The 381-nt window shown below is 69.8% G+C and carries 1 pseudogene; it reads right to left on the reverse strand.

Annotated features, from left to right (window positions below):
* A pseudogene (locus IG08_RS0153425) lies at positions 1-303 on the reverse strand (IS200/IS605 family accessory protein TnpB-related protein); the annotation flags it as partial.
* Positions 304-381: the final 78 nt, after the last annotated feature.

The following is a 381-nucleotide window of genomic DNA, read 5'->3' on the forward strand; positions in this document are numbered from 1 at the left end:
GAGCTGGCCACGCCGGGCGAGCGCCCACTGATCATGCGTGGCCTTGGTGATCGAACCCGCCCACCGGGACGACGACACAGCCGTCAGGCCCCGCTTACGCGCCGCCCACGCGTCCGCCGAGTGCTCCAGACCCTCCGCGCACCGCACCTTCAAGTCCCGGGAGGCCAGCGACCCGAGGTGCGCACCGACCAGCACGAGCACCTTCACATCGGCGGGCCTGAGCTGCTTGAGCCGAGTCCGGACTGCCACGCCCGAGGGGCCGGGCACGACGAACGACGCCGCAAGCTCCCGCAACCCACCCACCCCACACCCCCCGTACAGCCCCTCGACAACCCGCTCATCACACCCAACGAACACCACACGGAAAGGTCACACATTCGA

The sequence above is a fragment of the Streptomyces fulvoviolaceus genome, assembly GCF_000718165.1.
Taxonomy (GTDB): domain Bacteria; phylum Actinomycetota; class Actinomycetes; order Streptomycetales; family Streptomycetaceae; genus Streptomyces; species Streptomyces fulvoviolaceus.